Origin of the sequence: Roseovarius sp. SK2 (assembly GCF_028807495.1) — a bacterium.
Classification (GTDB): Bacteria; Pseudomonadota; Alphaproteobacteria; order Rhodobacterales; family Rhodobacteraceae; genus Roseovarius; species Roseovarius confluentis.
This window is the reverse complement of the sequence record NZ_JARAMK010000005.1, coordinates 192360-217690: the sequence shown is the minus strand read 5'-3', so window position 1 is coordinate 217690 and position 25331 is coordinate 192360. Positions and strand designations below refer to the sequence as shown.

The following is a 25331-nucleotide window of genomic DNA, read 5'->3' as shown; positions in this document are numbered from 1 at the left end:
CCGTATCACGCAAAGACCGGCGTACAGAACTGTGCTATACCTTGGATTAGCGGAGGACGAACCGATGAGTTTTGTTTCAATCACGACATGGAGAATGGTGGGGGAGACCGAGACCCTCGCGCATGTGAAGGATCTGATGGAGCGAAAATACTTTCCGGGGCTTCTTGCCCTGGGCGCCGAACATTCGATGCTCGTCGATACCGACCTGGACCGGTTCGCCATTCTGACGGTCTACCCCTCCCGCGAGGTGCGCGATCAGACCTTCGCACGCATATCGGCGCTTCGCAGTGAAGGCGCGGAAGAATTCGGCGCAGAACTGATGGATGCCTACGCCGGAGATATGCTGGCCGCGTCCGGGAACTGAAGCCATTCGCCTGAGGCCCGAGGCGTCAGCAAGGGGCAAAACGCCGACAGCATTCCGCTCACCGCCCCATCTGGACATCCCCCGCACTCCGGGATAGCGCCTTTGCCATGCCCACCGTCCGCTTCCTCGACCGCAGCACACCGCCGCATATCTTCACCCTGATCGTGCTGGCAGGGATCTCGACGCTGGCGCTCAACATCTTCCTGCCTTCCCTGCCCGGCATGACCGCCTATTTCGAGACCGATTACGGCGTGATGCAACTTGCCGTCGCGGGCTACCTCGGGATCAACGCCATCTTGCAACTGCTGATCGGCCCGATCTCCGACCGGGTCGGGCGCCGCCCGGTGATCCTTGGCGGGCTGGTGATCTTTCTGCTCGCAACGCTTGGCTGCCTGCTGTCGACTAACATCTGGATCTTCCTGATCTTCCGCATGTTCCAGGGCGGCATCGTCGCCGCGATGGTCCTGTCGCGCGCCGTGGTGCGCGACATGGTCCCGGCCGACCGGGCCGCCTCGATGATCGGCTATGTCACCATGGGCATGTCGGTCGTGCCCATGATCGGCCCCGCCATCGGCGGTGCGCTGGATGCCGCCTTCGGCTGGCACGGCAGCTTCTGGGCGCTTTTCGCCATGGCCGCGGCCGTCCTCTGGCTGGTCTGGAACGACCTCGGCGAAACCGCCCCGCTCGAAGGCCGCACGTTCCGCGACCAGTTCGTCGAATACCCCGAACTTTTCACTTCCTACCGCTTCTGGGGCTACGCGCTGGCCGCCGCGCTCTCCTCCGGCGCCTTCTTCGCCTACCTGGGCGGCGCGCCCTTCGTGGGCACAGAGGTTTTCGGACTCAGCCCGTCGGAACTCGGCCTCTTCTTCGGCGCCCCCGCCGTTGGCTATTTCACCGGCAACTTCCTGTCGGGCCGCTTCTCCACCCGGATCGGCATCAACCGCATGGTCTTCTACGGCGCGCTCGCCAACGCCATCGGCCACGGCATCAACCTCGCCACACTCTATGCCGGGATCAGCACGCCGGTCACCTTCTTCGGCCTGATGACATTGATGGGCCTCGGCAACGGCATGACCATTCCCAACGCCACCGCCGGCGCGCTGTCCGTCCGCCCCAGCCTCGCGGGCACCGCCAGCGGCCTTGCCGGCTTCCTGATGATCGGCGGCGGCGCCGGGCTTTCGGCTCTGGCCGGTGCCCTGCTGGGCCCCGGCACCGGGGCCTTCCCGCTGGTGTGGCTGATGCTGCTGACGGCCATTGGCGGCATCCTCGCCATTACACTCGTCATCCTGCGCGAACGGCAGTTGCGCGCGCCCTCTATCTGAACCCTGCCCTTGCGCACACGGCTTTGCAAATCTAAACCTTCGCTTACGCAAACCTGCAAAGCGAGCCCCCCATGGCCACCCAGAAACTCTATGCCGGCGCCAAGCTGCGCGAGACGCGCCAGCGCCTCGCCCTGACGCAAAAGGATTTCGCCGCCAAGCTCGGCGTCTCCCTGCCCTACCTGAACCAGATGGAGAACAACAATCGCCCGGTCTCCACCACGGTCATCCTCGCCCTGGCGCAGGAATTCGGCTTCGACGTCACGGAACTGGCGACCGGCGACGCAGAACGGCTGGTGACGGACATGCGCGAGGCGATGGCCGATGCCGTCTTCGCCGACGACACGCCCAGCCTCAGCGACCTGCGCCTGACCGCCTCCAACGCCCCCGCCATGGCCCGCGCCTTTCTCGAACTGCACCGCGCCTACCGCGACACCCACGAACGCCTCGCCTCCCTCGACGAGGCGCTGGGGCGCGAGGATGCCCGCCCCCAGACCTCTCCCTGGGATGAGGTGCGCGACTTCTTCCATTACTGCGACAACTACATCGACGCCGTCGACCGCGCAGCGGAACATTTCGCCGGCCCCGCCTCCGGTCCCCGCCGCATCACCGACCTGGCCGAGGCGCGGCTGGATGCGCTCGGCATCAAGGTCGTGGACAGCGACGACCCGAGGATGCGCCACTACGACCGCGACGCGCGCATCCTGTACCTCTCGAACCACGCCGAGCCCGAGACCCGCCGCTTTCAGATCCTCCTGCAAGTGGCTCTGCTGACACAGGAAAAGCTGATCGAGGCCACGCTCGACTTCGCCCGGTTCCAGTCCGACGCGGCGCGCGACATCGCCAAGATCGGCCTTGCGAACTACTTCGCCGGGGCGGCGCTGATGCCCTACACGGCGTTCCTTCAGGCGGCGCAAGACCACCGGCACGACCTCGAACGCCTCGCCACCCGCTTCGGCGCGTCCATCGAACAAGTCTGCCATCGCCTCTCGACCCTGCAACGCCCCGGCGCCAAGGGTGTGCCCTTCTTCTTCGTCCGGGTCGACCAGGCTGGTACGATCACCAAACGCCACTCCGCCACGCGGCTGCAATTCGCCCGCTTCGGCGGCGCCTGCCCGCTCTGGAACGTCCACCGCGCGTTCGAGACCCCCGGCCGCTTCCTGCGCCAGCTGGCCGAAACCCCCGACGGCGTGCGCTACATCAGCCTTGCCCGCGACGTCTCCAAGCGCGGCGGGCACTTTGGCGCCCCCGTCCGCCGCTTCGCCATCGCCCTCGGCTGCGAGGTGAAACACGCCGACGCCCTGGTCTACGCCGACGACCTCGACCTGACGCTCTCACAAGCCTACGAGCCCATCGGCATCTCCTGCCGCATCTGCGAGCGCACGCACTGTCACCAGCGCTCGGTCCCGCCCCTGGAACGCCGTCTGCAAGTCACCCCCGACGAACGCGGCGTTCTGCCCTACAAGGTAGGATAGCCGCGCGGCAGCCCTTGAACCCACCCGTCCCGGACTTGATCCGGGACCTCTTGCGTAGGGTGGGTTTCCAACCCACCACCCCCAAAAAAGAAAACCCCCGGCCAAACCGGGGGTCCTCCAATGCTCACGGATAAAGCCTGAAATCAGGCCATCCACCAGCGCTCCATCCAGCGCTCGCCGTCCATTTCCCAGTTCGACGCCATTTCGCCGTGCGCGACCTTGTCGCCGACCGCGAAGACATAGTTGGCAAACATCGGGATCACGACGCCGCCCTGGTTGGCCACCAGGTCCTGCATCTCGTAATACATCTCCCGGCGCTTGTCCTCGTCCAGCTCGGCGCGGGCCTTGACCAGCAGCTCCTCGAACCGGTCATTGCACCAGAAGCTGTCATTCCACGCCGCCCCGCACTGGTAGGCGGTGGCGAACATCTGGTCCTCGACCGGACGGCCGCCCCAGTAGACGGCGGTGAACGGCTTCTTCATCCACACGTCCGACCAGTAGCCGTCCTTGGGTTCGCGCACCACGTTGATGTTGATGCCCGCTTCCTTGGCCGAGGCCTGGTACAAAATTGCCGCATCCACCGCGCCGCTGAACGCCGCATCCGACGACGACAGGTTGATGTCGATGCTGTCCAGACCGGCTTCCTTGAGGTGGAACTTCGCCTTGTCGGGGTCGTACGTCTTCTGCTCCATCTCGGAGTTATGATAGCGCTGACCCTCGCCGATGGGATGGTCATTCCCGACCGAGCCATAACCGAACAGGATCTTCTCGACCATTTCCTCGCGGTTGATCCCCCATTTCAGGGCCTGACGGATGTTGTTGTCCGTGTAAGGATCGGTGTTGGTGGACATCGCGAAGGTGTAATGCTGCGTGCCCGCGACCGACTCGATGCTCACGCCGGGGTTGCGGCCCAGCAGGTTCGCGGCCTTCAGGTCGACCCGGTCGATCGCATGCACGTCGCCCGAGACCAGCGCCGTGGTCCGCGCGTTCTGGTCCACCACGCACAGCATCTCGATCGTGTCGAACCACGCCACGTCGTCGCGCCAGTGGTTCGGGTTGCGCTCGAACTGGCTGCTCACCCCGGCGTCGAAATTCTTCAGGATGTAGCTGCCGCAGCCATTGCCGGACTGCCAGTCGATACCGTCTTCCGTCGCCGGGCAGACCACCAGGTGATAATCCGACAGGATGAACGGGAAGTCGGCGTTGCCGCCATCCAGCGTGAAGACGACCGTGTCGTCGCCCTCGGTGGTGATGTCGGCGATCGGCGCCACGATCGGCCCCGCGGCCGAGGTCGAATTCTCGCCCCGGTGATGGTTGATCGACGCCACCACGTCCTCCACGGTCAGCGACTTGCCGTCATGGAACGTCACGCCCTGGCGGATCTTGAAGCGCCACTCGCTGGCATCCTCCGACGCTTCCCAGCTTTCGGCCAGTTCCGGCACCAGCGAGCCGTCGGGGGCAACTTCGGTCAGACGCCCGTGAACGCCAAAGCCCAGCGCCAGCATGTAACCGTTCTCCCACTGGCCCGGGTCCAGCGTATCCGTCGTCTGGCCGTGACCCTTGGCCACGCGCAGGTCACCGCCGCGTTTCGGCGTGCTCTGGGCGAAGGCGCCCATCGGCAGGGCCGCCGCGGCACCCGCCGCGACCGTGGTTTTCAGAAATCCGCGACGGTCCAGAAGTCCGCCTTTGATCAATGACATGTCATGTTCTCCCTTGTTGACACGATACTGTTTTATGCTCTGCGCATGACGCGCATATGTCTCGGATGGTCCGATGCGTCCCGGCGCGCGCTTGTCGTACACGCAGCGCCTCGCGTCGGTCCGGAATGTCCGGAAACGACATTGCGGCAACCTTAGACGCCACGCACGACCACGTGCAACGCGAAAGCTACGGACATCCCATCCTTACTCCCCAGCCTTCTGTTGGTGCCGACAATACGTTTATTGATTGACGAGTCAATCAAAACTCAATACCGACTCCCGTTATCACCTTCGGAGGACGAATTGCCCAAGATCGGAATGGAACCGCTTCGGCGCTCGGCGCTGGTCGAGGCCACGATCCACGAGATCGGCGCGCGCGGCTCGCTCGACGTGACCGTCAGCCAGATCGCCCGCCGCGCCGGCATGTCCTCGGCGCTGGCGCATCACTATTTCGGCTCCAAGGAACAGATCTTCGCCGCCGCCATGCGCCATATCCTCACCCTCTACGGGGCCGAGGTGCGCGGCGCGCTCATCATGGCCAGGACGCCCCGCCAGCGGCTCGAGGCCATCGTCCGCGCCAGCTTCGCCCCCGGCCAGTTCCGCGACGAGATGATCGCCGCCTGGCTCAACTTCTACGTCCAGGCCCAGAAATCCGACGAGGCGCGCCGCCTTCTGCATGTCTACCACCGCCGCCTGCGCTCCAATTTGCACCACGCCTTCCGCCAGCTTGCCCCGGCGGAGGAGGCCCGCACCCTCACGCGCGGTCTGGCCGCGATGATCGACGGTCTTTATATCCGGCAGGCGCTGCACAGCGCACCGCTCTCGGGCGAAACCGCCATCGGTGTGCTGCTGCACTACATCGACACCTCACTCCCGGAAGGCGCCCCCACATGACACGTCCCAATATCCTCATCTTCATGGTCGACCAGCTGAACGGAAAATTCTTTCCCGACGGCCCCGCCGACTGGCTGCACGCGCCCAACCTCAAGGCACTCGCCGCCCGCTCGACCCGGTTCAAGAACGCCTACACCGCGTCGCCGCTCTGCGCCCCGGGCCGCGCCAGCTACATGTCCGGCCTCCTGCCCTCGCGCTCCCGCGTCTATGACAACGCCGCCGAATTCTCCGCCGACATTCCCACCTACGCGCACCACCTGCGCCGCGCGGGCTACCAGACCTGCCTGTCGGGCAAGATGCACTTCGTCGGCCCCGACCAGCTTCACGGCTTCGAGGAACGCCTGACCACCGACATCTACCCCGCCGATTTCGGCTGGACGCCCGATTACCGCAAACCGGGCGAGCGGATCGACTGGTGGTACCACAACATGGGCTCGGTCACCGGCTCCGGCGTGGCCGAGATTTCCAACCAGATGGAATATGACGACGAGGTCGCCTATAACGCCACCCGCAAGGTCTATGATTACGGGCGCGGCAAGGACGACCGCCCGTGGTGCCTGACGGTCAGCTTCACCCACCCGCACGATCCATACGTCGCGCGCAAGAAATACTGGGACCTCTACGAAGACTGCGAGCACCTCCTGCCCGAAGTGCCCGCGATGGATTACGAGGATCACGACCCCCACTCCCAGCGCATCTTCGACGCCAACGACTGGCGCAGCTTCGATATCACCGAAGAGGACATCCGCCGCTCCCGCCGCGCCTATTTCGCCAACATCTCCTATCTCGACGACAAGATCGGCGAGGTGATGGAGGCCCTGCGCGGCACGCGGCAAGAGGACGACACGATCATCCTCTTCGTTTCCGACCACGGCGACATGCTGGGCGAGCGCGGCCTGTGGTTCAAGATGTCCTTCTTCGAGGGCTCGTCGCGGGTGCCACTCATGATCTCCGCCCCGTCGATGAAACCCGGCCTCGTCACCGAGCCGGTCAGCAACATCGACGTCTGCCCCACCCTGTGCGACCTCGCCGGCGTGGACATGTCCGAGGTCATGCCTTGGGTCGCCGGCGAAAGCCTCGTGCCGACGGGACAGGGCTCAGCCCGCAAAAGCCCCGTCGCCATGGAATACGCCGCCGAGGCCTCCTATTCGCCTCTCGTCGCCCTGCGGCACGGACGCTGGAAATACACCAACTGCGCGCTCGACCCCGAACAGCTCTTCGACCTGGACGCCGACCCGTACGAGCTCACCAACCTGGCCGAAGACCCCGCGCACAAGGCCACCCTCGAACGCTTCCGCGTCGAGGCCGCCGCCCGCTGGGACCTAGAGGCGTTCGATGCCCAGGTCCGCGAAAGCCAGGCCCGCCGCTGGGTCGTCTATGAGGCGCTGCGCCAGGGCGGCTACTACCCGTGGGACTACCAGCCGCTGCAAAAGGCCTCTGAGCGCTACATGCGCAACCACATGGACCTCAACGTGGTCGAGGAAAACGCCCGCTACCCGAGGGGCGAATGATGCTCACCGTCTATGGCCGCGCCACCTCCTCCAACGTGCAACTGGTCATGTGGACCCTCGCCGAGCTTGGCCTCGACTGCGAGCGGCTCGACTATGGCCACGCCCATGGCGGCCTCGACACGCCCGAATTCGGGTCGATGAACCCGCACCGCAAGGTCCCCGTCTTGCGCGACGGCGACCTCGTGGTCTGGGAAAGCACCGCCATCCTGCGCTACCTCGCGTCGCGCTACGGCGACGGCGGCGCCTTCTGGCCCGCCGATCCTGCCTTGCGCGCGCCCGTCGACATGTGGGCCGAATGGGCCAAGAGCACGCTGGTCGCAGGCTTCACCCACCCCATATTCTGGCCCCGCGTCCGCACACCCGCCGCCGACCGCGACGAGGCCCGCCTCGCCGCCGCCATCACCGCTTTCGACGGCCACCTCGCGCGCCTCGCCGACCAGCTCGACGCACAGCCCTACATCTGCGGCGACCACTTCACCGCCGCCGACATCGTCGCGGGTCACCTGCTTTTCCGCTGGTTCACCATCGACGTCCCCCGCGCCGCCAACCCGACGGTCGAGGCCTATTACAACCGCCTCACCCAGCGCCCCGCCTACCAGACCCACGTCATGGTCCCCTACGACGCGCTGCGGGTGGAGGGCGCCTGATGCGTCTTCCTCTGGCCATAAATATCCGCGGGGGTTGGGGGCTGCCCCCCAATCCGAGCCCACCATCCAAGCGAGGTTCCTGATGCAAGCCGATTACGTCATCGTCGGGGCCGGCAGCGCCGGGTGCGCCATGGCCTACCGCCTGTCCGAGGCGGGCCATTCCGTGCTCGTGATCGAACATGGCGGCACCGATGCCGGCCCCTTCATCCAGATGCCCGGCGCGCTCAGCTACCCGATGAACATGAAGATGTACGATTGGGGCTACCGTACCGAACCCGAACCGCATCTTGGGGGTCGCCGCCTCGCCGCCCCGCGCGGCAAGGTCATCGGCGGGTCCTCCTCGATCAACGGCATGGTCTACGTGCGCGGCCACGCCCGCGACTTCGACCACTGGCGCGACGAAGGCGCCACCGGCTGGGGCTATGCCGACGTCCTGCCCTACTACAAGCGCCTGGAAAACTGGACCGATGCCGGCCATGGCGGCGACCCCGACTGGCGCGGTTCCGACGGCCCGCTGCACGTCACCCGCGGCCAGATGGCCAACCCCCTCACCCGCGCCTTCATCGAGGCCGGCGAACAGGCCGGCTATCCCGTCACCCCCGACTATAACGGCGAACAGCAGGAAGGCTTTGCGCCCTTCGAGATGACCGTCCACAAGGGCCAGCGCTGGTCTGCCGCCAACGCCTACCTCAAGCCTGCCCTGAAGACCGGCAAATGTGACGTCGTCCGCGGCCTCGCCGCCCGCGTCGTGTTCGAGGACGGCCGCGCGGTTGGCGTCGAGGTCACCCGCAAGGGACGCCAGGAGATCATCCGCGCAAACGCCGAGGTGATCCTCTCGGCCTCCGCCTTCAACTCGCCCAAGCTTCTGATGCTCTCCGGCATCGGCCCGGGCGCACATCTCGCCGAACACGGTATCGACGTGATCGCCGACCGCCCCGGCGTCGGAGCGAATCTTCAGGACCATCTGGAGGTCTACGTCCAGATGGCCGCCTCCCAACCGGTCAGCCTCTACAAGTACTGGAACCTGCCCGGCAAGGCGCTCGTCGGCCTCACCTGGCTGCTGGGCAAGACCGGCCCCGGTGCCACGAACCAGTTCGAATCCTGCGGATTCATCCGCTCGGCGGCGGGCGTGGATTACCCCGACCTGCAATTCCACTTCCTGCCCATCGCCGTGCGCTATGACGGACAGGCGGCGGCCGAAGGCCACGGATACCAGGCCCATGTCGGCCCCATGCGTTCCGAGAGCCGCGGGCACGTCACCCTCAATTCCGCCGACCCCGCCGCGCCGCCGAAGATCTTCTTCAACTACATGAGCTGCGACAGCGACTGGCAGGATTTCCGCCGCGCCATCCGTCTCACGCGCGAGGTCTTCGCCCAGGACGCCTTTGCTCCGTTCTCAAAACACGAGATTCAGCCCGGCGCGGACGTGCAGTCCGACGACCAGATCGACGATTTCATCCGCGAACACGCCGAAAGCGCCTATCACCCCTGCGGCACCTGCCGCATGGGCCGGGCGGACGATCCGCGCAGCGTCGTGGACCCCGAGGGCCGCGTGATCGGCGTTTCGGGCCTGCGCGTCGCCGACAGCTCGGTCTTTCCGCGCATTCCCAACGGCAACCTCAACGCGCCCTCGATCATGGTAGGCGAGAAGATGGCCGATCTCGTCCTCGACCGCGCGCTTCCCGCAGACAACGCCCAGGCCTGGATTCACCCCGACTGGCAGACCGCGCAACGCTGATCCCCGCGCCGGTTTGATCCGCATCAAGGTGCGCGCCCCGGCGCGCGCCTAACCTCTCCTTCGACACGCGAACACCAAGGAGGACCCCGGATGTCACACACCCCGCACGAGCTGCACGAAGAATTCCCCGACATGGCCGACCGCATCACGGCGCTGAAAACCTCGGACGCGCATTTCGCCCGGCTGATGGACGACTACCACGCGGTCAACCGGCAGGTTCACGCGGCGGAAACCAACGTGACCCCGGTCGCGCCCGCCGCCGAGACGGACATGCGCAAGGAGCGCGCCCGGCTGAAGGACGAGCTCTACGCGATTCTCAGCGCCTGACACATCCGGGTCGACCGCCCCTTACCGCACCGCCCGGTGCGGTAAGGCCGCCGCGTGCGAAAAATCGCACCGTCGCGTTACCACCCAGATACCGACGCGATACCGACGTGCTATTTTTGAGGTTCCTGTCGAAATTAACCAAGTGATTCAATACTTGGTCTGATGCGCAGCGGGCGTCACCGCGCGCCGCTTCAGCACGGCCTCGCGCCAACTGATGAAGCTGACCGATCCCACGATCACCAGCCCGCCCAAAATGACCCACGGATCAAAGGGTTCGGCAAAGAACGTCACCCCCAACAGCACCGCCCAGACCAGCTGCAGGAACGTCACCGGCTGCGTCACCGCCAGCGGGGCCGCACGAAACGCCAGTGTCATGGTGTAATGCCCGCCCGTGGCAAAGGCCGCCACGCCCATCAAAATCACCAGTTCCCAAAGGGTTGGCGTCACCCAGTTGCTCAATGCGACAGGCGCCAGCCCGATCGTCACGGTGATCGACAGCATCGCCACGACCAGCCCCGGACTGCAGCGATCGGACAGCATCTTGGCCAGCAGGTACGACCCGCCAAAGGCAACCGCCGTGAACAGCATGGCGAAATGCCCCGATTGCAACTCGCGAAAGCCCGGGCGCAGGATGATCAGCGCCCCGCACAGCGCGACAAGGATCGCCACCACCCGCCGCAAGGCCAGCTTTTCGCCCAGGAACAAGGCCGCCCCCAGCGTCACGTAGATCGGCGAAAGGTAGTTCATCGCGGTCACATCCGCGATGGGAATGCGCGCCATGGCAAAGAACCACAAACCCACCCCGGCCGAATGCGCGATGCCCCGCGCCGCGATCAGGCCCCAGGTGCCGCGATCCAGTCGCAACCGGCTCAGCGTGCCCAGCATTGGCAACAGGAAGATCAGCCCCAGCACATAGCGCAGGAACGCCGCCTCGGGCGCGGGGATGCGGGTGCCCAAAAGCTTGACCATGGCGGTCACGCCGACGAACAGCACACCGGTCACGACCATCCAGAAAACACCCCAGCCGGGCCGTGCATTCAACTCTGAACTCATGGCCGCATAAAGCCTCCGCCGCTCCGGGATGTCGAGCGCAAAAGCACGGGTTTTTCAGAGGCCGTTAACCTCGTCCTGCCATGATTGCGCCAAGGCAAGCCTTGTCGCGGTGGCAAAATTTTTCGAAAAAATTTTGCGCCCGTCGGCGCGGCAGGCGCTCAGATCTTCTCTTGCGTGTACTTGCGCAGTTCCGCCCGCGCAACCTGCCGCCGATGCACCGCGTCCGGCCCGTCCGCCAGACGCAGGGTGCGCAGGTGCGTCCACATCGCCGCCAGCGGCGTGTCCTGGCTGATGCCCTGCGCGCCAAACATCTGGACGGCCTCGTCCACGACCTTCAGCGCCACCTTGGGCGCCACGACCTTGATCTGGCTGATCCACGGCGCCGCCGCCCGCGCGTCGCCCTGGTCCATCATCCATGCCGCCTTCAGGCACAAGAGCCGCGCCTGCTCGATCTCCATCCGGGCCTCGGCGATATAATCGAAATTCGCCCCCAGCTGCGCCAGCGGCTTGCCAAAGGCCTCACGCTGCAAGGCGCGGCGGCACATCAGCTCCAGCGCCGCCTCGGCCTGCCCGATGGCGCGCATGCAATGGTGGATGCGCCCCGGCCCCAGCCGCCCCTGCGCGATCTCGAAGCCGCGCCCTTCGCCAAGCAGCATGTTCTCGGCCGGAACCCGCACATCGGTAAAGCGGAAATGCATGTGCCCATGCGGCGCATCGTCCGCACCGTAAACCGTCATTGGTCTAAGTTTTTCAATGCCTTGCGTGTCGGCAGGCACCACGATCATCGAATGCCGCTGGTGCTTTGGCATGTCGTCATCGCCAGTCTTGGCCATCACGATATAGACCGCGCAGCGCGGGTCACCCGCCCCCGTCGCCCACCATTTCTCGCCGTTCAGGACATAGTCGTCCCCGTCCCGCACACAGCTCAGCGAGATGTTCGTCGCATCCGAACTCGCCACGTCGGGTTCCGTCATCAGGTAGGCCGACCGGATGTCCCCCTCCAGGAGCGGTTGAAGCCAGCGGGTCTTCATCTCGTCGGTGCCGTATTTCTGGAACACTTCCATGTTGCCGGTGTCGGGCGCGTTGCAATTGAACACCTCCGCCGCCATCGGAGTTTTGCCGATTTCCTCTGCAAAATAAGCGTATTCCACCGTGCTCAGTCCCGCGCCGTCCTCGCCATCGGTCAGCCAGAAATTCCACAGCCCCGCCGCCTTGGCCTGCTGCTTCAACCCTTCGAGGATCTCGGCCTGACGCTTGGTATACGTCCAGCGATCTCCCTTCCCGATCTCGTCGTGATAAGGGGCCTCCATCGGCATGATGACATCGCGGACCATGGTGCGCACCCGGTCAAGCAAGTCGGCAATATGCGGTCGGATCTCGAAATTCATGGCGGTCCCTCCCCGGTCGCGGCTGCATCGCCGTGATGCCACGCCGCCCCGTCATGGTCCAGCCTCGTCCGTCAAATGCGCACACATCCGGCACATATCTGGTGGATCAGGGCGACCGAGTGACCCCCTGATTTTACCTTGTTGCGTGTCCGGCCGGTCATGAGGTTCCCGGTGACGCCCACGCTAACACCCATCGCGACCCAACATCATCACCCAGATACGCCCCGGCGCCTCGACCAGCGCGACGCTTTCCGCCTCAGAGGCCAGCATATTCTTTCGATGCCCCGGCGACCTTGCCCAACCGGTCAGAACGCTATCGAGACCTGATTGACCCTTGGCGATGTTTTCCGCAATGAAACAAAAGCCGTAGCCGGCGCGGCGGGCGCGATCTGCGATGCTGCTGCCATCCGCTCCAGCGTGGCTGAAATACCCTTTTCGCGCCATGTCCGCCGCATGCGATGCGGCGGCACGCGTCAACGTACCCGACACCTCAAGCGGTGCACGCCCCTCGTTGGCGCGGAACGCGTTGATCCACCCCAGTGCGGCATGACCCCGGTCGACCACGTCCTGCGCCACCGCCGCAGGTGCACTCAGGGCGACAAGGCATGCAATTATGAACGCGCGCGTATCCATGGCTGGATCCTAGCGGACCGCGCCTGACAGGGCCAGAGCGGTCAGACAAACCCTTCGAGAATGTCCAGCGCCGCCCTGTGCTGTTCCCGCCCGGCAGCGGCCACCACGCGGCCGCCCGCATGCGCCACGCCACCGGACCAATCAGTGACGATCCCACCCGCAGCCTCGATCACGGCGATGGGGGCTTGTATGTCGTAGGCGTTCAGGCCCGCTTCGATGACGAGGTCCACCTGCCCGCTGGCGACGAGCGCATAGGCATAGCAATCCAGCCCGTACCGGGTCAGCCGGACCTGACTGGACACCGCACGAAACGCGGCTCCCTCGGCCTCTGTGCCGACTTCGGGAAAGGTCGTGAACAGCGTGCAGGCCGACAATGCACGGTCGCTTCGCGTCTTCAGAACGCGTTCACCCTGCGGCCCGCGCATCATCGCGCGACCAAACCCACCCTCGAACCGTTCGCCGATGTATGGCTGGTCGATCAGGCCGTAAATCGGGCCGCTCTCGTCGGACACCGCGATCAAAACGCCCCAGGTCGGCGCTCCCGCCACGAAGGCGCGCGTTCCGTCAATCGGGTCCATCACCCAAGTCAGACCACTGCTGCCGGGACGGGTTCCGAACTCCTCTCCCAGTATCGCGTCGTCTGGCCGGCGTTCGGCAAGGATCGCGCGCATCGCCTGCTCCGCCGCCTTGTCGGCGGCGGTAACAGGGTCAAAACCCGCAAGGGTCTGCGCCTTGTTTTCGACCCCGATTCCTTCGGTCCGGAACAACGGCAGGACCGCACGCCGCGCGGCATCTGCCAGCGCGTGCGCGGTGTCAACGATTTCGGAACTTTTACAAACCATCCTGCCCTCGCCACGTCTTACATGGCATGGATAGACGGCATGTCAGACAGGCTCAAGCGACGTCGCTCAGAACCCTGGCAAGGTCGAAAAGGCGGCGGCGTTGATTTTCGGGTATGGCATAGTAGGACCGAATGAGATCAAGCGCTTCCTTGTCCCCCAGAAGATCCGACGGGATCATGTCGGCGCAGTTCTTGTCACCGCTCTCCTGATCGAGTCCTTCGAAGAAAAAGCTGACTTCCACATCCAGCGCATCCGCAATGTCCCAAAGCCGCGATGCGCTGACGCGATTGGCGCCGGTTTCATATTTCTGAATCTGTTGAAATTTGATGCCCACGCTTTCGGCCAGCTGTTGCTGTGTCATTCCGACGAGCCAGCGACGGTGGCGAATACGTTTCCCGACATGCACGTCTACGGGGTGCGGCATGGGTGATCCTTTCTGTATGTACTGTGCCGGGCTTTAAACAGACATCCCGAGCAGGCGTTCAATAAAATTCGGCCGCGCATCCCAGCGACACTGACGAAAAAATAAGCGTCAGGAATCGGTATATCAAGAAGTATTGCACCCCGAATAAGGGATCGGTCCCTTATACCTACAATCTAAACGAGCAAATACTTCTTTAGCATAGTATGCCACAACCCAAGGGGGCAGTTTGACTTCTTTTCATGTAATCGTTTATTCGGTCGAAACGCCGGACATGCCGGATTTTTGGATGGAGGAGACTGGAGATGCGCGCGTTCCGGATCGATTCGCACGATACAACCGCAAGCCTGCAGGAAATTGCAGCTCCGGCCGCGGCTCCGGGTGAAATCGGCGTTCGCATCAAAGCCTGCGGCCTGAACTTCGCCGACCTTCTGATGCTGAAGGGCGACTATCAGGACACGCCCGAGCCGCCCTTTACCTTGGGGATGGAGGTAGCAGGCACTGTCGAGACGCTTGGCGAGGGCGTCAAGCGGCCGGCGGTCGGAAGCCGCGTCGCCGTCTTCGGCGGTCATGGCGGGCTGGCCGAGTTCGGCTGTTTTCCGGCAGACCGCTCGGTTGTCCTGCCCGACGAGATGAGCTTTACCGATGCCGCCGCGTTCCAGATTGCCTATGGCACCAGCCACGTCGCTCTGGATCACAAGGCGCGCCTCCAGCCAGGCGAGACGCTACTTGTGCTCGGCGCAGCCGGAGGTGTCGGCCTGACGGCGGTGGAAATCGGCAAGCTCATGGGAGCGACTGTCATCGCCTGCGCCCGGGGGGCGGACAAGCTTGATGTGGCGCGCAAGGCCGGGGCCGATCATCTGATAGATGCCGAAAATGACGATATCCGCGAGGCTTGCCGGGCCCTTGGCGGCGTCGACGTGGTTTACGACCCGGTCGGCGGGGATCAGTTCAAGGCCGCGATGCGGGCCTGCCGCCCCGAAGCGCGCATCCTTACGATCGGGTTCGCCAGCGGCGACGTGCCGAAAATTCCCGCCAATCACCTGTTGGTCAAGAACATCTCGGTGCTCGGGCTCTACTGGGGCGGCTATCTCGGCTTCAAACCAAAGGTCGTCACGGACAGTCTTGAACGTCTGATCGGCTGGTACACGGACGGCAAACTGAAACCGCATGTCAGCCATGTCCTGAACCTCGAGCAGGCGCAGGACGGGCTAGACCTGATGCGCGCGAGGAAATCCACCGGCAAGGTCGTCATCAAGATCGACTGAGTGCTTCGGATCATGCTTGCCGCAGCAGCGTCGGCGTCGCCGTTCGAAATCCCTGCCGCAACAGGTCCGCCAATTGCCGCGTGATGTCGTCGCGATTGGCGACGCCATACATATTGATCTGCTGAAACCCCAGGTCCGGCAGCGCGCCTTGCGCATTGATGGCCTCCTGGTGCGGCGGGATGCTCGTTTCCAGCAATGCGCCCACGGCCAAGTCCGCGCTGATCAGCGCCTCGACCGAGCGATCCTCGTCCGACTCGATCGCCAGTTCCCAGTCTATGCCCGCCGTATCCAAGCTGCGCAGCACCGTGGTCCGGAAAATGCAGAAGTTGCAGAATCCAAGGCGCAATGGTCGTTTGCGCCACGCCTGCCCACCCAACGCGCCGACCCATTTGAGCGGCATCTTCGTCAGTGTCTCGCCCCCCGGCGTCAGTGCCCTTTCGGTGGTCAGGATCAAGTCCACCTCACCCTTCTTGAGCGCCTCGTGCAGACGTATCGTGCTGGAGGATTTCAAGGCGATGTTCACGCGTGGAAAGAAACTGTTGAAAGTCTTCAGTACACGCGGCACCACGGGATAGACGATGTCATGCGGAACCCCCAATACTATTTGCCCTTCGTAAACCTCGTCCGACAGGCGCCCCACCGCTTCGTCGTTCAGGTCCACGATACGCCGCGCATAGGTCAGAAGCTGCTCGCCCGATGCCGTCAGTGCGATCCGCCGGTTGCTGCGATCCAGAAGGTCGATGCCCAACATTTCCTCCAGTCGCTTGAGTTGCATCGATACGGCGGATTGCGTCAGGTTCAGCACCTGCGCTGCCCGCGTGACGCCGCCCTGCTCGGCTACTTCAAGGAACGACCGCAGCGTGGTCATGTCCAGATTTCGCATTCATCACACTCCTTGATGGCTACGGGCTCAAACATTCATTTTAATTATCATACATGGCGTGGCACTTACATCAACAGAAAGAATGCCTCGACTTGTTTGATCACGAAAACGAAAGGAACGCCTCATGCCTATTCTCTCGCACAGCCGCTACGCACCTTTCCGCCGCTCCCGCCGCGTGTCGCTCCTCGACGTAATAGACATCTATCGTCAGCGCCGCGCACTCGACCGTCTTGATGACCACGCGTTGCAGGATATCGGCCTGACCCGAGAGGAGGCCCGGGCCGAGGCGCGCCGCCCGATCTGGGATGTTTCCAGTCGTTGAAATGTGAACTGACTGTTTTCGTACGATTTCCGTGCGGATTTGCTTGAAAAGAGGCGGCGCGCCACCGATATTACTGCCAAACCCCTCGTCGGGGTTTAATAGGGACACTTATCGGAGGCTTGAATGGCTGAATTCGAAACGATCCGGACGGGAACTGGTGCGCGTACCGCTGCGATCGACGAAGGCTTGCGCGCCCACATGAACAAGGTCTATGCGACCATGTCGATCGGCATGTTGCTGACCTTTGCGGCCGCTTGGGCCGTGGGCAACAATGCGGCGATGATGGAGACGCTGTTCACCGGCTTTACCCGATACATCGTCATGTTCGCTCCGCTGATCATGGTCTTCGCCTTCGGCGCAGTGATCAACAAGCTCTCTGCCGCCGCGGCACAATTTTTCTTCTACGCCTTCTCGGTCGTGATGGGCGTGTCGATCTCGTACATTTTCGTGGTGTTCACGGACTTCTCCATCGCGCAGATCTTTCTTGTGACGTCGATCGCTTTCGCTGGCCTGTCGCTCTGGGGCTACACCACCAAGAAGGACATCTCCGGCTGGGGCAGCTTCCTGATCATGGGTGTGATCGGCCTTATCGTGGCGTCGATCATCAACATCTTCATCGGGTCGCCCGCGATCATGTTCGCGATTTCGGCCATAGGTGTGCTGATCTTTGCGGGCCTGACGGCGTATGACACGCAGTCGATCAAGAATGAGTATCTGGCGCATGCACATCACGGCGACAGTGAGTGGTTGGGCAAGGCCGCCATTATGGGGGCTCTGCGGCTCTATCTGGACTTCATCAACATGTTCATGATGCTGCTGAACCTCCTGGGCCAGCGCGAGTAATCTTCGCCACATTCGATTGCCACGGGGCCGGTTGTATTGACCGGCCCTTTTCTTTTGCCCTGGTGGGAATGTCGCTGGAGATTTCCCGTCCCGGGCTTGCCCCCGGGACCTCACGGTCGGGATCAGTTCCCGCAAGCTGATAACGCGCCGCAGCCACGTTCTACTAAAGCAAAAGGCCGCGCCAGACGGCACGGCCCTTTCAGCTTTACGGTCGGGCGGATCTTACTTGATCTTACCTTCTTTGTATTCGACATGCTTGCGCGCGACGGGGTCGTATTTGCGCACCGACATCTTCTCGGTCATGGTGCGGGCGTTCTTCTTCGTCACATAGAAGTGACCCGTGCCGGCGGTCGAGTTCAGGCGGATCTTGATAGTGGTCGGCTTCGCCATGGGTATCTCTCCTGCGGCGAGGTGTCAGCCACCCCGCGAAATTCGTCATGAAGCCCGCCTTTTATACGGGCAGGCCTGCATGTCAACCGGATTCTCCGCGCCTCAGTTCGAGCTGATGCGCGTCGGCATGCGGTAGAAATGATGCACCCCGATCGTCGTGGTCCGGGCGAAGGTGCGCGACCATTTCGGACGCACCGCCTTGGTGTGGTAATGCGTCGCTCCATCGGTCAGTTGGCGCTTGGCGCCTTTGACCATCAGGTAGGCCACCTTGCCCGCCCGTTCGAAGGCGCGCTTCTCATTGATCCGGTCGCTGTAGCCGTCGCAGGTGTAAGTGAACTGGCATTGGTACTTCCGTCCCGTCCCCTGGTGCACAACGCCGCAGATCGAGTCGGGGAAACGGGCGCTGTCGACGCGGTTCAGAATGACCTCGGCCACTGCGAACTGGCCCTTCACGCTTTCGCCGCGCGCCTCGTGGTAAAGCGCCTCGGCAAGGCAACGCCACTGCTTGCCGCCGGTCTGGGCGGATTGTGCCGCCAGCCAGTCGCGTGAATAGGTGACGTCGACGCCCGGGCGCTCCATGTATCGCGCCACCATATCTTCGGGGATCGAGCTCAACACGCGGTTCTCGTGCGCGTACAAACGGTTGATGTCCTGCTCCGCCGCAGCAGCGGTTCCAAGCATTATCGTCAAAGCTATTGCGAGGTTTCTCAAGGATCGCCTCCTTCAAAAAAAGACCCTACGGGCCCGTCAAGTCGCGGGAGGTACATAAAAGGCCAACGCGAGTCCAGCCCAGCCCCATGCAACACAGCTATGCAGGCGCCACCCGCGGGTCATGGGTGAGCGGTTCCGCGGCAAATGTGGCGAAAATTTGCCGGGCCGCTACCCGATTTTGTCCTTAACGGCCAATTGTGCGGCAGCTAGTCGCGCCACCGGAACCCGGAACGGCGAACAGGACACATAGTCGAATCCCGCCGTCCGGCAGAAGGCTATCGATTCGGGATTGCCCCCGTGTTCGCCGCAGATCGACAAGGTCAGATCTGGGGCAACCTCACGGCCACGCCGTGCGCCGATCTCCAGCAACTCGCCCACCCCATCCACATCCAGCACGTGGAACGGGTCCTCGGGATAAACGCCCTGCTGCACGTAATGCGACATGAACCGCCCCGCGTCGTCACGGCTGAGACCATAGGTCATCTGCGTCAGGTCGTTTGTCCCGAAGCTGAGGAACGACACATGTGGCGCAATCTCGGCCGCCCGCAGCGCGGCGCGCGGGGTCTCGACCATTACACCCAATCTGTAAGTGAAGTCGCGTCCGGTCTCGCGGCGCACGGCATCGGCGACATTGTCGACATTCTCGCGCACAAGTTCGACCTCGCGCATCGCCGAAACCAGCGGAATCATGATTTCGGGCACAACCGGGTCGCTCTCGTGGCTGGCGGCCACAGTCGCCTCGAAGATCGCACGGGCCTGCATCTCGTAGATCTCGGGCACCGCGATGCCGAGCCGCACGCCCCGCATGCCCAGCATCGGGTTGTATTCCCCCATCGACTCGACCCGCTCGGTCACATCCGCGACCGGCAAGTCCAGCGCGTCCGCAAGCTCGCGTATGCCCTCGCGGTCCGCCGGCAGGTATTCGTGAAGCGGCGGGTCGAACAGGCGAATGCAAACCGGCATGCCGGACATGATACGGAAAAGGTCTATGAAATCCGCTCGTTGCATCGGCAGCAAGACTTCCAGGGCCGAGGCGCGGTCCTCGCTGGTATCGGCAAAGATCATCTCGCGCATCGCCACAAGGCGGCTGGGTTCGACGAACATGTGCTCGGTCCGGCACAGCCCGATCCCCTGCGCCTTGAAGGTCAGCGCCAGTTCGGCATCGGCCTGCGTGTCGGCATTGGCACGGACCTCTATATCGCGCACGTTGTCGGCCCAACTCATCAGCGTCTTGAACGACTCGTCTCGCGCAGCTTCCAGCAGGCGCGGTTCGCCGGCCAACACCTCGCCGCTGGTGCCGTCGATGGTAATCTGGTCCCCGGCCTGCAGGCTGCGCCCGTCCGGAAAGACCAGCCGCTTACGCTTGATTTGAAAGGTGATGGCAGAGGCGCCCACAACGCAGGGCTTGCCGATGCCACGCCCGATCACGGCGGCATGGCTGGTTATCCCGCCCCTCTCGGTCAGAACGCCTGCGGCGGCGTGCATCCCGCGAATGTCCTCGGGGCTGGTCTCGCGCCGCACAAGGATCGCGGCTTCGCCCCGAGAATCCGCCGCCTGCGCGTCCTCGGCGCTAAATACGATCTTACCTGTGGCTGCGCCGGGGCTGGCGGCGATTCCGCGCGCATAGACATCCCGTTGAACCTCTGGATCGATCTGCCGGTGCAGGAGTTCATTCAATGCCCGCGGCTCGATCCGCATCAACGCCTCCTCGCGGCTGATGATGCCGTCCTCGGCCAGTGACACCGCGATGGCAACCGCAGCGCGGGCATTGCGGGCCACGCGCACCCCGTCCAGCAGGTAGACTTCGCCATTCTCAATGGTGAACTCGGCCTGCATTTCCTCGCACAGCTTTTCGCGCATCAGCTTGGTGCACTGCTTCAGCCGCTCAAAGGCCTCAGGTGCCAACTCTTCCAACGACGGACCGCGTGGGTCCTTCTGCAGGTACAGCGCCTCCTTGCTGGCCTTCAGCGCCTCGCGCCCCTGACTCTGACTCAGGTAGCGCCCGGTGCAGCGCCGATCACCGGTGACGCTGTCCACCAGCTGCATGACGCCAGAGCCGCATTCACCCTCGCCCAGTCCCAGCGCCATTTCCTGCACCACGAGGCCCAGCCCGGCATCCGCAGGCGCCCCCTTGGCCTGCCGCAAGAGCCGCGCCGTGGTACCCTGCCACGCCCGCGCCATCGAACGCAGCACGCCCAACAGTTGCACCTTGGCATCCTGTGGGAATTCTTCCTCGACTTCTTCCTCGTAGGCAACCAATGCTTGGCCCACCGCCTTGACCGGATCGTCGTCCAGCGAGTCGAACATGTCCGGATCGGCGCGCGCCACGTGAACCGCGTAGGCCTGCACGAAGCGCAGGTACAGACGCGCCGCAGCCGGTTTACCGATCCTCTCGGACAAGTCGACGAACCGCGCGTCGTTCATCCCGATATTCAGTACTGCCCCTGGCCCGCCCCAGTCGGGGTCTTCGGACGAGGGCCGCACGCACAGCACAGGCAACTCGCCGAACGGGTCCAGCAAGGACGCCATGTCCGGCACTTCGCCATCCGCGACACACCTGACCGCGTCAAAAGACAAGGCAACGGTACGCGGCACCGGCAGGTCCAGCCGCACCAGCCGCTGAAGGCATTTCGCCCGCCCGCCATGCGTTGCTATGGCAATCGGCGCATCGGGTGTGATCGGCGTGATATGTTCAGGGCCCTGCTGCACTGCGGCAATCCTTTTCTGGCCCGCAGAATACGCAAGCCGATTTATTAGGCAAGACCTGTCGGGTGCCCCGCTACGGTTTGCCCTATTATCCTTCCAGCCGTCGTAAATCCGCCGCCTGGAGACAGATCTGGCGGATAGAGTGCAGCATGTTCAGACGGTTTCGGCGCAGGATCTCGTTGTCGGAATTGATCTGCACCGCCTCGAAGAATGCGTCGATCGGAGCGCGCAGCCCGGCCATGGCGCTCATGGCGCGGGCGAAATCCTCGTCCTTCTCCGCCTCGGCGATCGTTTTTTCCGCATCCTGCAAGGCCGCGAACAGGGCTTTTTCGGTGTTGTCCTCGGCAAACTTGGGATCGGCGCCGAATGAATACTCGACCCCGTCCTTCTCCTCGGCCTGAGTCAGGATGTTGTTCGCCCGTTTGAAGCCCTGCACAAGGTTCTCGCCGTCCTCGGTTCGGAGCACATTTTGCAGCGCGCGCGCACGGGCCACGATCAGCGTGAAGTCGTCCCCGCCGGCCAGCGTCAGGCAGGCATCGATCACATCATGCCGCAGCCCCTGATCGCGCAGGTAGACCTTCAGCCGATCATGGAAAAACGCAAGAAGGTCGGTGCTCAGGTCCGGCACCAGCGCCCCCACGGTGCGCAGAACACCGTCCTCCGGCAGGTCCTTGTGGTCTTTCGCCTTGACCCGGTCGATCACCGCGTGAAAGGCCGCGACGAAGACGCCGTGATCGGCGATCTCGTCCAGCACCTCCTCCAGCGTGTCGATCTCGTCGGCGCTGGCGTTTCCGGCATTCAGCTTGATCTTGTGACGCAGAAGCTGCGCATCAATGAACCGGTCCAGCCGGATGCGCAGGTTGTTGTCCAGCACCAACCGGATCACCCCCAAAGCCGCCCGCCGCAGCGCGAAAGGATCCTTCGAGCCTGTCGGCTTTTCATCGATCGCCCAGAACCCGGTCAGCGTATCCAGCTTGTCCGCAAGCGCGACCGTGACCGAAACGGCGCGCGACGGCACCGCGTCAGAGGGGCCGAGCGGTGCGTAGTGCTCTTCGCAGGCCGCCGCGACATCCTCGGGCAACCCGGCCTCGGCCGCGTAATACCGCCCCATGATCCCCTGCAATTCCGGGAACTCGTAAACCATCTCGGATGACAAATCCGCCTTCGCCACCTTCGCCGCCTGTTCCGCCAGATCAGGATCGGCTCCCACCGCCGGCGCGATTTCCCGCGCCAAGGCCGCGATCCGCGCGATCCGCTCGGCCTGGCTGCCCAGCTTGTTGTGGAAGGTCACGTTCGCCAGGCTTTCCAACCATGGTCCCATGCCCTCTTTCGCGATACGCAGATCGTTCTCCCAAAAGAACTTGGCATCCGCCAACCGCGCGGCCAGGACCTTTTGGTTGCCGGCAAGGATCGTTGCGCCATGATCCGCAGTCTCGCGGTTGGCCACGGTCACGAACTGCTCGATGCGGCCCGTCTTGGGGTTGCGCACCGAAAAGAACTTCTGATGCTCCTTCATCGACGATTGCAGCACCTCGGGCGGCAGGTCCAGGAACTCGGCCCCGATCTCGCCCATCAGCGGCACGGGCCATTCCACCAACCCCGCGACCTCCGCCAAAAGCCCCTTGTCCTCGACCACCTCAAGGCCGCGGGCAAAGGCCAGGTTCGTGGCCTCCTGCCAGATGTGGCCCGCCCGTTCCTCGGAGTTCAGAACGACCTTGGCACGCTTCAGCTTCGCCGCGTAATCCTCGTAAGACGCGACGGAAAATCGCCCCGGCGCCATGAACCTGTGCCCTTCGGTGCTGGCACCCGCCTTGATGCCGTCCACGTCCAGCGGCACGACCTGCGCCTCGCCCGCGTCGTCGGTCAGGATGCACAGGATCGAATGCAAGGGCCGAACCCAGCGCAAGCTGCCCGCGCCCCAGCGCATCGACTTGGGCCACGGGAAGTTGCGGATCGTGTCCTCCAGCACTTCGGCGACGATCTCTGCTGCCGGGCGGCCCGGCTTGGTGATGGTCGCGAAGTAGACCTGACCCTTCTTCTCGTCGCGCACCTCAAGATCGTCGCGCGCCACGCCCGCGCCGCGCAGGAAACCTTCAATGGCTTTCTCGGGCGCATCCACGCGCGGCCCCTTGCGCTCTTCGCGTAAGGTCGGGCTCTCCGACAGCAATCCTTCCAGCGCCAATGTCAGCCGCCGCGGGGTGGCGAAGGCCGCGGCCCCCGCGTAGGTCAGGCCCGCCTCGACCAGCCCGTCGGTCATCCGCTTTTTCAAGTCCTCACAAGCCCGGGCCTGCATCCGGGCCGGGATTTCCTCGGAGAAAAGTTCGATCAGAAGGTCGGGCATGATGTCACCGGAACGTCTTGGGTCAACGTCCCGGTGCTTAACGGGCCTGCCGCGGCGCGGCAAGCCGATAGAGAGCAATTAGCCGGCGCTGACGCTTCGCGCCTCCGTCTTGGCTTTTGCCTTGGCGGCTTGCGCCATGCTCCGTATGTCGCTGCTGTGGCCGACGCCTGGCACGATCCGGTACCGCGCCTCCACGAAATTCTCGATGCCGAAGCCGATGATCCCCAGCGCGGTCACACCCAGCAGGACCTGACCACCGGTCAGCCCACGGATGTATTCCAGCGCGCCGCCGACACCCATGGCCGAGGACGGATCGGAATTCATCGCCGCAAAACCCAGGAAAACGCCCACGATGGCCAGAACGATCCCGTAACTGACGAAGCCCCAGCGCAACAGCGGTTCAAGCTTTTGCGTCATTTCGTTGTTCTGGATGTACCGCTTGTACTTCTTCTTCCAACCCTTGATCACGTAATGGACACCCGCGCCCAGAATGCCGAGCGCGGCGATTCCCACGATCCACTTGCCACCGGGCATCTGCAAAACCTGTGCGGTCCAGTCCGACGCGCCACCGCCGCCCGAGCTGCCACCGACCCCCAGCGCCAGCGATGCCATCGCCACACCGAGACCAACGTGGATCAACCCCGTCACGACCAGCGCAAGCCGCTGAAACATGCCTTTTTCCTCGTCGCCACGATTTTCCAGATCGAAATAGGCCGCAATAAAGCGCCAGATACCGTAACAGACGAACCCGAAGGCTACGAGCCAAAGCAGGATCTGGCCGAACGGCGCATCGCGCAAGGTTTGAAGTGCACCCTTGGTGCCCTCGGTGTTGCCGCCCCAGAAGGCAGCCGACATCGTCAATCCGCCGAGAATGAGATAGACCAGCCCCCGTGCGGAATAGCCCGCCCGCATCATCGGAATGACCCAGTCGGGTGCTCTTTGATCGGCCATGACGCGTCCTCCGCTGCTTTTGGGCGTTGCTAGGACAGCGTGCGAGGCCGGTCTATAGTTCCTTAATTATCTGGATTATCTCCACGCGGCGGGCATTCCTCGCCTACGACAGTGCCGTCATAGGCCTTGTCACCGCATTCGTTCAGCTCGTGCCAGACATAGCCGCGCCCGTCCTCGGTGACGACCACGATGCGGTCTATCCCGTAACCGATATTCTTCTCTCCGAGAAAAGCCAGCGCGGTGCCTGTTTCAAGTTCATCGGCAATGACTTCCGCATCGAAACAGTCGAACCAACCCGGCGCTGTCAGGGGCTCGGCGCCTTGGTACATCTGGTAGGTCTCGGTCAGCATTGCCTGGCTCATCTCGGTGGTAAAACAGGCGCGATAGCGGATCGGGCTGCTGCTGGCGTCGATCGCCTCGAAATTGTCGTACAGAACCGGCTCGGGCTCCCCAGTTGCCAGGTTCACCATGCGCACGTCATCGATGCCGGTCGCCTCGACCGGCTCGTAGAAATGGTAGACCTGCAGGTAATACATGGCCGCCCCGGCCAAGAGTGCAATCATGACGATCCCGATCCCGATAACCTTGCCCATCAGCCTCTCTC

At 63.7% G+C, this 25331-nt stretch carries 24 protein-coding genes; 11 read left to right on the top strand and 13 right to left on the bottom strand.

What is annotated here, in order from left to right:
* Nucleotides 1-64 precede the first annotated feature (64 nt).
* From PVV74_RS12235 to PVV74_RS12225, 3 genes are all read left to right on the top strand, one after another.
* Nucleotides 65-364 (top strand): hypothetical protein, encoded by a 300-nt coding sequence (locus PVV74_RS12235; RefSeq protein ID WP_274593394.1) that lies wholly within the window; start codon nt 65-67, stop codon nt 362-364.
* 107 nt (nt 365-471) lie between these two features.
* On the top strand, nt 472-1686 hold the full coding sequence (locus PVV74_RS12230) for a multidrug effflux MFS transporter (RefSeq protein WP_274593393.1): 1215 nt from the start codon (nt 472-474) through the stop codon (nt 1684-1686).
* 71 nt (nt 1687-1757) lie between these two features.
* The gene (locus PVV74_RS12225; protein WP_274593392.1) at nt 1758-3158 is read left to right on the top strand and encodes a helix-turn-helix domain-containing protein; all 1401 of its coding nucleotides are present in this window, start codon (nt 1758-1760) and stop codon (nt 3156-3158) included.
* Nucleotides 3159-3301: 143 nt separating this feature from the next.
* Here PVV74_RS12225 and PVV74_RS12220 read toward each other — a convergent pair whose 3' ends face one another.
* Nucleotides 3302-4858 carry an ABC transporter substrate-binding protein gene (locus PVV74_RS12220; RefSeq protein ID WP_103764088.1) on the bottom strand — a complete coding sequence of 519 codons (1557 nt, stop codon included), beginning with the start codon at nt 4856-4858 and terminating at the stop codon, nt 3302-3304.
* Nucleotides 4859-5161: 303 nt separating this feature from the next.
* Here PVV74_RS12220 and betI point away from each other — a divergent pair, with 303 nt between their 5' ends.
* From betI to PVV74_RS12195, 5 genes are all read left to right on the top strand, one after another.
* Complete coding sequence (gene betI, locus PVV74_RS12215) at nt 5162-5752, top strand: transcriptional regulator BetI (RefSeq protein WP_170067232.1); 591 nt, start codon at nt 5162-5164, stop codon at nt 5750-5752.
* Nucleotides 5749-7263, top strand: a complete 1515-nt coding sequence (betC, locus tag PVV74_RS12210) for a choline-sulfatase (RefSeq protein ID WP_274593391.1) — start codon at nt 5749-5751, stop codon at nt 7261-7263. The genes betI and betC overlap by 4 nt, the downstream gene beginning before the upstream one ends.
* The gene (locus tag PVV74_RS12205) at nt 7260-7910 is read left to right on the top strand and encodes a glutathione S-transferase family protein (RefSeq protein WP_245890505.1); all 651 of its coding nucleotides are present in this window, start codon (nt 7260-7262) and stop codon (nt 7908-7910) included. Before betC ends, PVV74_RS12205 begins: the two co-directional genes overlap by 4 nt.
* An 82-nt stretch (nt 7911-7992) precedes the next feature.
* Nucleotides 7993-9648, top strand: a complete 1656-nt coding sequence (gene betA / locus PVV74_RS12200; protein ID WP_103763953.1) for a choline dehydrogenase — start codon at nt 7993-7995, stop codon at nt 9646-9648.
* Between the two features lie 90 nt (nt 9649-9738).
* Nucleotides 9739-9975, top strand: a complete 237-nt coding sequence (locus PVV74_RS12195) for a YdcH family protein (protein WP_103763954.1) — start codon at nt 9739-9741, stop codon at nt 9973-9975.
* Between the two features lie 147 nt (nt 9976-10122).
* Here the strand turns inward: PVV74_RS12195 and PVV74_RS12190 are convergent, their stop codons facing one another.
* From PVV74_RS12190 to PVV74_RS12170, 5 genes are all read right to left on the bottom strand, one after another.
* Entirely contained in the window at nt 10123-11028 is a 906-nt protein-coding gene (locus tag PVV74_RS12190) for a DMT family transporter (RefSeq protein WP_274593390.1), read from the bottom strand.
* A 158-nt stretch (nt 11029-11186) separates the two neighbouring features.
* The gene (locus PVV74_RS12185) at nt 11187-12416 is read right to left on the bottom strand and encodes an acyl-CoA dehydrogenase family protein (RefSeq protein WP_274593389.1); all 1230 of its coding nucleotides are present in this window, start codon (nt 12414-12416) and stop codon (nt 11187-11189) included.
* A 183-nt stretch (nt 12417-12599) separates the two neighbouring features.
* Nucleotides 12600-13049: a CAP domain-containing protein gene (locus PVV74_RS12180; RefSeq protein WP_103763957.1), complete on the bottom strand. Its 450-nt coding sequence runs from the start codon at nt 13047-13049 to the stop codon at nt 12600-12602.
* A gap of 41 nt (nt 13050-13090) precedes the next feature.
* Nucleotides 13091-13891: a histidinol-phosphatase gene (hisN, locus tag PVV74_RS12175; protein ID WP_103763958.1), complete on the bottom strand. Its 801-nt coding sequence runs from the start codon at nt 13889-13891 to the stop codon at nt 13091-13093.
* A 52-nt stretch (nt 13892-13943) separates the two neighbouring features.
* A complete protein-coding gene (locus PVV74_RS12170) occupies nt 13944-14315 on the bottom strand; it encodes a helix-turn-helix domain-containing protein (protein ID WP_103763959.1) in 372 nt (123 codons plus the stop codon).
* 302 nt (nt 14316-14617) lie between these two features.
* On the opposite strand from PVV74_RS12170, the gene PVV74_RS12165 reads away from it, so the two are divergent.
* Complete coding sequence (locus tag PVV74_RS12165) at nt 14618-15580, top strand: NADPH:quinone oxidoreductase family protein (RefSeq protein WP_274593388.1); 963 nt, start codon at nt 14618-14620, stop codon at nt 15578-15580.
* Nucleotides 15581-15590: 10 nt separating this feature from the next.
* On the opposite strand, the gene PVV74_RS12160 is transcribed toward PVV74_RS12165, so the two are convergent.
* On the bottom strand, nt 15591-16463 hold the full coding sequence (locus tag PVV74_RS12160) for a LysR family transcriptional regulator (RefSeq protein ID WP_103763961.1): 873 nt from the start codon (nt 16461-16463) through the stop codon (nt 15591-15593).
* A 124-nt stretch (nt 16464-16587) separates the two neighbouring features.
* Between PVV74_RS12160 and PVV74_RS12155 the strand changes: the two genes are divergently transcribed.
* Nucleotides 16588-16785 (top strand): DUF1127 domain-containing protein, encoded by a 198-nt coding sequence (locus PVV74_RS12155; protein ID WP_103763962.1) that lies wholly within the window; start codon nt 16588-16590, stop codon nt 16783-16785.
* A gap of 123 nt (nt 16786-16908) precedes the next feature.
* Entirely contained in the window at nt 16909-17628 is a 720-nt protein-coding gene (locus tag PVV74_RS12150) for a Bax inhibitor-1/YccA family protein (RefSeq protein ID WP_103763963.1), read from the top strand.
* Nucleotides 17629-17850: 222 nt separating this feature from the next.
* On the opposite strand, the gene rpmG is transcribed toward PVV74_RS12150, so the two are convergent.
* From rpmG to PVV74_RS12120, 6 genes are all read right to left on the bottom strand, one after another.
* Nucleotides 17851-18018 carry a 50S ribosomal protein L33 gene (gene rpmG, locus PVV74_RS12145; RefSeq protein ID WP_050927593.1) on the bottom strand — a complete coding sequence of 56 codons (168 nt, stop codon included), beginning with the start codon at nt 18016-18018 and terminating at the stop codon, nt 17851-17853.
* A gap of 102 nt (nt 18019-18120) precedes the next feature.
* A complete protein-coding gene (locus tag PVV74_RS12140; protein ID WP_245890507.1) occupies nt 18121-18729 on the bottom strand; it encodes a cell wall hydrolase in 609 nt (202 codons plus the stop codon).
* A 168-nt stretch (nt 18730-18897) separates the two neighbouring features.
* Nucleotides 18898-21438 carry a putative PEP-binding protein gene (locus PVV74_RS12135; RefSeq protein ID WP_103763965.1) on the bottom strand — a complete coding sequence of 847 codons (2541 nt, stop codon included), beginning with the start codon at nt 21436-21438 and terminating at the stop codon, nt 18898-18900.
* Nucleotides 21439-21523: 85 nt separating this feature from the next.
* Complete coding sequence (gene glyS / locus PVV74_RS12130; RefSeq protein ID WP_274593387.1) at nt 21524-23776, bottom strand: glycine--tRNA ligase subunit beta; 2253 nt, start codon at nt 23774-23776, stop codon at nt 21524-21526.
* A gap of 78 nt (nt 23777-23854) precedes the next feature.
* Complete coding sequence (locus PVV74_RS12125) at nt 23855-24727, bottom strand: DUF1206 domain-containing protein (protein WP_274593386.1); 873 nt, start codon at nt 24725-24727, stop codon at nt 23855-23857.
* Nucleotides 24728-24789: 62 nt separating this feature from the next.
* A complete protein-coding gene (locus tag PVV74_RS12120; RefSeq protein WP_274593385.1) occupies nt 24790-25320 on the bottom strand; it encodes a DUF6446 family protein in 531 nt (176 codons plus the stop codon).
* Nucleotides 25321-25331: the final 11 nt, after the last annotated feature.

Coding starts and splice junctions, on each gene's coding strand:
- PVV74_RS12125 (WP_274593386.1), bottom strand. CDS start 24,727: ATGGCCGATCAAAGAGCACCCGACTGGGTCATTCCGATGATGCGGGCG.
- PVV74_RS12230 (WP_274593393.1), top strand. CDS start 472: ATGCCCACCGTCCGCTTCCTCGACCGCAGCACACCGCCGCATATCTTC.
- rpmG (WP_050927593.1), bottom strand. CDS start 18,018: ATGGCGAAGCCGACCACTATCAAGATCCGCCTGAACTCGACCGCCGGC.
- PVV74_RS12185 (WP_274593389.1), bottom strand. CDS start 12,416: ATGAATTTCGAGATCCGACCGCATATTGCCGACTTGCTTGACCGGGTG.
- PVV74_RS12205 (WP_245890505.1), top strand. CDS start 7,260: ATGATGCTCACCGTCTATGGCCGCGCCACCTCCTCCAACGTGCAACTG.
- PVV74_RS12180 (WP_103763957.1), bottom strand. CDS start 13,049: ATGGATACGCGCGCGTTCATAATTGCATGCCTTGTCGCCCTGAGTGCA.
- betA (WP_103763953.1), top strand. CDS start 7,993: ATGCAAGCCGATTACGTCATCGTCGGGGCCGGCAGCGCCGGGTGCGCC.
- PVV74_RS12235 (WP_274593394.1), top strand. CDS start 65: ATGAGTTTTGTTTCAATCACGACATGGAGAATGGTGGGGGAGACCGAG.
- PVV74_RS12190 (WP_274593390.1), bottom strand. CDS start 11,028: ATGAGTTCAGAGTTGAATGCACGGCCCGGCTGGGGTGTTTTCTGGATG.
- PVV74_RS12220 (WP_103764088.1), bottom strand. CDS start 4,858: ATGTCATTGATCAAAGGCGGACTTCTGGACCGTCGCGGATTTCTGAAA.
- glyS (WP_274593387.1), bottom strand. CDS start 23,776: ATGCCCGACCTTCTGATCGAACTTTTCTCCGAGGAAATCCCGGCCCGG.
- hisN (WP_103763958.1), bottom strand. CDS start 13,891: ATGGTTTGTAAAAGTTCCGAAATCGTTGACACCGCGCACGCGCTGGCA.
- PVV74_RS12170 (WP_103763959.1), bottom strand. CDS start 14,315: ATGCCGCACCCCGTAGACGTGCATGTCGGGAAACGTATTCGCCACCGT.
- betC (WP_274593391.1), top strand. CDS start 5,749: ATGACACGTCCCAATATCCTCATCTTCATGGTCGACCAGCTGAACGGA.
- PVV74_RS12160 (WP_103763961.1), bottom strand. CDS start 16,463: ATGCGAAATCTGGACATGACCACGCTGCGGTCGTTCCTTGAAGTAGCC.
- PVV74_RS12150 (WP_103763963.1), top strand. CDS start 16,909: ATGGCTGAATTCGAAACGATCCGGACGGGAACTGGTGCGCGTACCGCT.
- PVV74_RS12225 (WP_274593392.1), top strand. CDS start 1,758: ATGGCCACCCAGAAACTCTATGCCGGCGCCAAGCTGCGCGAGACGCGC.
- PVV74_RS12155 (WP_103763962.1), top strand. CDS start 16,588: ATGCCTATTCTCTCGCACAGCCGCTACGCACCTTTCCGCCGCTCCCGC.
- PVV74_RS12195 (WP_103763954.1), top strand. CDS start 9,739: ATGTCACACACCCCGCACGAGCTGCACGAAGAATTCCCCGACATGGCC.
- PVV74_RS12165 (WP_274593388.1), top strand. CDS start 14,618: ATGCGCGCGTTCCGGATCGATTCGCACGATACAACCGCAAGCCTGCAG.
- PVV74_RS12120 (WP_274593385.1), bottom strand. CDS start 25,320: ATGGGCAAGGTTATCGGGATCGGGATCGTCATGATTGCACTCTTGGCC.